Origin of the sequence: Facklamia hominis CCUG 36813 (assembly GCF_000301035.1) — a bacterium.
Classification (GTDB): Bacteria; Bacillota; Bacilli; order Lactobacillales; family Aerococcaceae; genus Facklamia; species Facklamia hominis.
Genome location: NZ_JH932292.1, coordinates 1806888 through 1812887, shown reverse-complemented (window position 1 = coordinate 1812887; position 6000 = coordinate 1806888). Strand labels below are relative to the sequence as shown.

Genomic DNA, 6000 nt, shown 5'->3' with positions numbered 1-6000 from the left:
CCTGGTTTTTCTGGATCTTCTTTACCTGGTTTTTCTGGATCTTCTGGATCTACTGGTGGGATTTCACAGACATTTTTAGTTCCGATTTCGATAATCTTATCTTGTTTTTCTGTGATTGTCTTAGTATCCCTAGACACTTCCTTGCTGTTTTCAATCTTAACAGTAGTTTCTGTCTTACCTGGCTTACCTTCTTGGATGACTTTTGTCTTACCAGCCTCAAGGTTTGGATTTTCTCGAATGATAATATCATATGCTTTTTCACTTTCGTAAGTGAACTCGCCATCTGTCTTAGAACCATATTCTACAACCTTATTCTTCGGTTCCGTTCTTTCTTCAGTCACTTCGAGCTTACCTGTTTCCTTGTTGAAGGTTGTGGTGTATTTAACAGATCCCTTAGAACCTTCTTCGATAACTTTTTCTTCGCCAGCTTTTAGATTAGGATTGTGTCTGTATTCCGTATTGTTGCCGAGTTCTGTTTCTTTAACAACTGGTTTAACACCGACTCTTACTACCCGATCTTCTTTTTCTGTGATCGTCTTAGTCGTTTCTGTTGGATCTCCAACTGGCTTAGAATCCTTTATCTTTTGAGTAATTGTGACTTCTTCTTTACCTGGTTTACCTTCTTTTTCAATCTTTTGGAAACCAGCTTCAAGAGTATCGTCATAGATTACCTTCGTTTCATAAGGAATTTCCCGTTCGATCGTCTTAGTCGTTTCACCTTCAGTAGACTTTCTTCCTATCTTGATGAGTCTTTCTTGAGGCTCTTTCGTAGTCTTAAATTCGCCTTCTTTAGTTTCTACAACTTTTCCATCCTTGATCACAAGGGTATTGGTTCTTTCTTGCTCACCTGGAGATCCTGGGGTCACGATCTTTTCTTCACCTGGTTTTAATGAATCATCATATTCATACCGAGTTTCGAAAGGAATTTCTTTCTTCTCAATGATTTCGTGGGTACCATCGTTGGTACCTTTACCGACTTGGATAAGTGCATCTTCTGGCGCTACTTCTGTTACTGTCGGTTCCCCATCGATTTGAGAATTCTTAATCGTCCAAGTAGTAGTCCGAGTACCAACCTTACCTGTCTTAACGATGCGGTATTCGCCCTTCTTAAGGTCTTCTACTTCTTCAACCTTGTAGCCAAATGGTAACTCTTCCTTGTGCTCTACCTTACCTTCGGTGTTTCTACCCACTTTGATAATTCGCTTCTTAGGAGCTTTTGTTTCAGTGAACTCTCCCATTTCAGTTTTAGTTACCTTGCCATCTTCGATGGTAAGAGTATTAGTTCGAGTCTTTTCACCGAGCTCGCCCTTTTGGACTTCCTTAGTTTCTCCTGGTTTTAAGCTATCATCAAATTGGATTTCAGTTTCAAATGGAACTTCAACCTTTTCTTCGATCTTGTGAGTACCGTCGTTTGTACCTTCGCCAACCAAGATAACTGCATTTTTAGCTTTTTTAGTGACCGTTGGCTCAGAAGTGTTGGTTACTTTAGAGTTTTCTATGGTGAGCGTTCTTTCCTGCTCTCCCTTTTCACCCTTCAGTTCATTGCCTTCATCATCTTTGGCATATTTCCATTCACCTTTCTTAAGGGATGGGTCTTTTCTAACTTCTACTTCAAATGGAATTTCTTCTTTAACTTTTTCAGTTCCGTTAGTCTTACCACCGATTTTCACAACTCTGTTTTGACCAGCTTCTTCTGTTTCAGAAGTTACCACTTTCTTTTGGTCCTTGTCATAAGTCGTTGTGATCGTTACTTTGCCGTTTTTACCTGGAGTTACTTCTTCAGTCTTTCCGGATTCAAGATTTTCATCGTAGACATACTCCGTGTTGAATGGTTTTTCTACCACTTTAGTAACTGGTTTTGTGCCAACTTTTACAACTCGATCAGTTGCTTCCTTGATTGTCTTGAATTCGCCTTCCGTGGTTTCAACAACCTTGCCGTCCTTGATAACAAGCGTATTCGTTCTTTCTTGTTCTCCTGGATTTCCTTCTTCGACAACTTCTTGTTGGCCAGCTTCCAGATTCTCATCATATTCGATGACTGTTTTATAATCTATGGCTTTCTTTTCAACTACTTTGTGAGTACCGTCGTTTGTTCCTTCGCCGACCAAGATAACCGCATTTTTAGCTTTTTTAGTGACCGTTGGCTCAGAGGTGTTTGTTACTTTAGAGTTTTCTATGGTGAGCGTTCTTTCCTGCTCTCCCTTTTCACCCTTCAGTTCATTGCCTTCATCATCTTTGGCATATTTCCATTCACCTTTCTTAAGGGATGGATCTTTTCTAACTTCTACTTCAAATGGAATTTCTTCTTTAACTTTTTCAGTTCCGTTAGTCTTACCACCGATTTTCACAACTCTGTTTTGACCAGCTTCTTCTGTTTCAGAAGTTACCACTTTCTTTTGGTCCTTGTCATAAGTCGTTGTGATCGTTACTTTGCCGTTTTTACCTGGAGTTACTTCTTCAGTCTTTCCGGATTCAAGATTTTCATCGTAGATATACTCCGTGTTGAATGGTTTTTCTACCACTTTAGTAACTGGTTTTGTACCAACTTTTACAACTCGATCAGTTGCTTCCTTAGTTGTCTTGAATTCGCCTTCTTTGGTTTCGGTTACTTTACCATCCTTGATTACAAGGGTATTGGTTCTTTCTTGTTCTCCTGGATTTCCTTCTTTGACAACTTCTTGTTGACCAGCGTCAAGGTTTTCATCGTATTCGATGATTGTCTTATAATCGATATTTTTCTTTTCAACGATTTCGTGAGTACCATCATTAGTTCCCTTACCTACTTGGATAAGAGCGTCTTCTGCTGGGTCTTCTGTGACAGTTGGTTCGCCTACTACTTTTGAGTTTTCTATTGTCCAGGTTGTTGTCTTTGTTCCGACCTTGCCTGGTTTTACAATTTTGTATTCACCTTTTTTAAGTGTATCAACTTCTTCAACCTTATATTTGAATGGTAGTTCTTCCTTGTGTTCTACCTTACCTTCGGTGTTTCTACCTACTTTGATGATGCGCTTCTTAGGTGCCTTGGTCTCAGTAAACTCACCCATTTCAGTCTTTGTCACATTGCCATCTTCAATTGTAAGAGTAATATCTCTCTTCTTTTCTCCAGCTTCGCCTTTTTGAATTTCTTTGGTTTCACCTGGAGCAAGGCTGTCGTCAAATTGAATTTCCGTTTCAAATGGAACTTCAACTTTTTCTTCAATTTTATGAGTCCCATCATTCACGCCTTCACCAACGTGAATTTCTCTAACTTGTGGCGCTTCTAGTTCTTGTTCTTCTTCTTTTACAATTTTTGAATCTTCGATGGTATAAGTTACTTTCTTAGATCCTTTTTTACCTTCGGTGATAACTTTGATCTCACCTTTTTTAAGATTTGGATCTTTTTCTACTTTTGTTTCAAAAGGAACTTCTACTGTTTTTTCAACTTTTCCGTTAGTACCATAGGCTACAAATTGAACTTCTGTCTTCTTTGTTCCAGCTTCAACCTGGTTGCCTTCTGCATCTTCTTCATAGTAGTGGGCTGTTACTGGTACATTTAGTAGGGCTCCATCAATTGACTTGCCTTCTTCTGCATTTGGTACTGTTGCAGTTACCTTACCAGTATTTTCATCGATACTTACATTCCAAGTATTACCCTTATCATCTGTGTATGTTGGAGAATCTAGGGTGTACTTACCTGGTCTTCTGTTGTATTTATCTTCTGTATTTAGGATAACATCTGATGAAAGCTGATCCCCTGACTTACCTGCCTGAGCATTATAACGAGGAGTCATGTTTGCTTTTTCTTCGATTACGAAGTAGGCATGGACTTCTTCGGTAATGTCTTCGCCCGGTTTTTGTTCGTCTACATAGTGAGCAATTACAGGTACTGTAAGCTTTTCTCCACCGTCAAAGGCTGTAGGATCTACTGGTTTCGCACTAACTTGACCTGTTTTTTCATCAACTTTTACAGTCCATTTATTCCCCTTATCATCTGTAGCTAGCTTGTTACCCGCTTCATCAGTTTCCAGGGTGTCCGGAAGCGTATAGTGGTCCGGCGCTATTCTCTTGCCATCTTCTGTTACTGTTGCAGGAGATGTTTGTTCGTTTACCGGGAAGTTAACTTGAGCATCGTATTCCGGCTTGATATAGGTTGATTCTTGGACTACAAAGTGGAACCAGTGGACGTCCTTTGACCCGTTAGTATAGGTGTACTCGAGCGGAATTGCTATAAAGTCACCCGCCTTGGCTGACTTAGGTGGAGTGATGGTGAAGTTCGCAATGTCGTTAGGATCAACATCTACCTTCCATTGGTCTGCTTCTGCCTTACCTTTATTTTCACGATTGATAAAATCCATGATAAGCCTACCAGAAGCTTCTCCCTTGTCTTCAGCAGCGTTCATTTCTTCAGCAGACTTGTCAGTCTCTCTTGGATTTTCTGGTTCGACAATTCCTACTTTGAATGGTTCACCCGGTTTTACTGCTGATGATGTTACCTTAGATGTATCATCACCGTTGCCATCTTCAAACTTTTGGTCGTAATAGCGTGTATCATCGAGGTTAAGTTTAAAGCTGCCAATTAGGTTGTAGTGGTCGTAGCGGTCGATACCTTGCTTGTCGATAACTACATCTTGGCCCTTGTGCTTGATAGTAGCAGAACCTGCACCTGTTTCTGTATAGGTTCCTGTTTCACCAAATTCATCAGGTGTTTCTGCGATCTTTTTAAATTCTTCAGCTGTTCTTGGACGGGCGAAGAATTTAACATCTAAGTTTTGAAGGGCCTTGTAGTCAGGTGTATTAAAGATTGAATTTTCATTAATGACTGTCTTGCCAGATTCGTCCTTTTTAAGGGCGCCGTCAGGTAACTTAACGTGGACATTGCCATTATCGCCGATATAGGCACTTGCTCCAGGAACAATTTTACCTGTGATCGGGTTATAAACTTGGCCGACTAATCTTTCTTTTGCATTTTCATCCACATTATCTACCTTGATGCCTGTGTCGATGTCTTGACCTTGGACAAAGTATTTTTTGTTTGGATCGTAATTATTTTTATTAAGCTTTAATTCTTCAAGCTTATCATTTTCATTTGGCCATGGATTTACCTTGTAGCCTAAAGCAAAGCTACCTCCAAAAAACTTAACTCTCGGATTGTCTGATGTATAATTATCTTTAAAACCAAAAGAAGTGGAGTCATTATCCTTGTTGTTGATATTCTTTAAGGTTTCTTCGCTTGCTCCATAGTTCAAGTTCCTTTGTGTTCTAGCAGCATCTATTATAGTGTTTTCATCTGGTTTGTAGGTTACATCAGGAGATCCAGGTGTTAACTTATCTCCTTCGCTCATCATTGGTTTTTCACCTGGATCAACAGGTATAAGACCACTGTCTGTAACATAAACCTTAGTATAGGTTCTTTGACCGGTTTTCTTGTCGATGGTAATTTGGTAACCATATTCGGTCTTACTTGGTGATGTTGCGGATGGGTTTTTAAGTTCAAATTTAAAACCATCTTTTATCTGCTTTTCATCAGTTTTATTGAACTCCTGATTTGTATCTCCCGGCTGTAAATCTGTTTCTTTATATCGTTCAGATTCATTGTAGTCTTTGATTTCTTTTTCATCAGTGGAATAATTCGGTTCGGTCGATTGGGCTTGAGCCACCGCATTGGGTGTTGCTTGATCGGATCATGCCAATGTCTCTGAATCAGTAGCCCCTCGACCTTCGTCTTCAGAGACACTATTGTTTGCTGCTTCATTTTGTATTTGAACGGACTCTTGAGGAAGATCTACTTCTTGGGCTTTAACAGTTTGTACTTGGCCCGCTAGAATAGCGGCAATAGCCACACTTCCTACCCCAAGGGTCGTTTTGCGAATCGCATAACGATAATTTTTTTCCATTCACTTACCTCCTATATATATAAGCATGGATATACTTATTTAATTTGTGCTTAATCTTTATTTAAGCTTTGATTAGCATTAGTAATTATACAAAGAACGTGTTTGCAATGCAAATAATAGCGGTTCT

Annotated in this window: 2 protein-coding genes; both read right to left on the bottom strand. The window is 39.6% G+C overall.

Translation table 11 applies throughout. The features are described 5' to 3' along the window. Positions 1 to 5636, bottom strand: a 5636-nt coding sequence (locus HMPREF9706_RS08410) for a G5 domain-containing protein (protein WP_006908949.1), incomplete at its 3' end; no start/stop codon positions are given. Positions 5637 to 5660: 24 nt separating this feature from the next. Beyond that, the gene (locus tag HMPREF9706_RS09145) at positions 5661 to 5873 is read right to left on the bottom strand and encodes a YSIRK-type signal peptide-containing protein (RefSeq protein ID WP_006908948.1); all 213 of its coding nucleotides are present in this window, start codon (positions 5871 to 5873) and stop codon (positions 5661 to 5663) included. Positions 5874 to 6000 lie beyond the last annotated feature (127 nt).

What these genes read in the sequence shown, in the direction of transcription:
- HMPREF9706_RS09145 (WP_006908948.1), bottom strand. Translation starts at nt 5,873, where the DNA reads ATGGAAAAAAATTATCGTTATGCGATTCGCAAAACGACCCTTGGGGTA.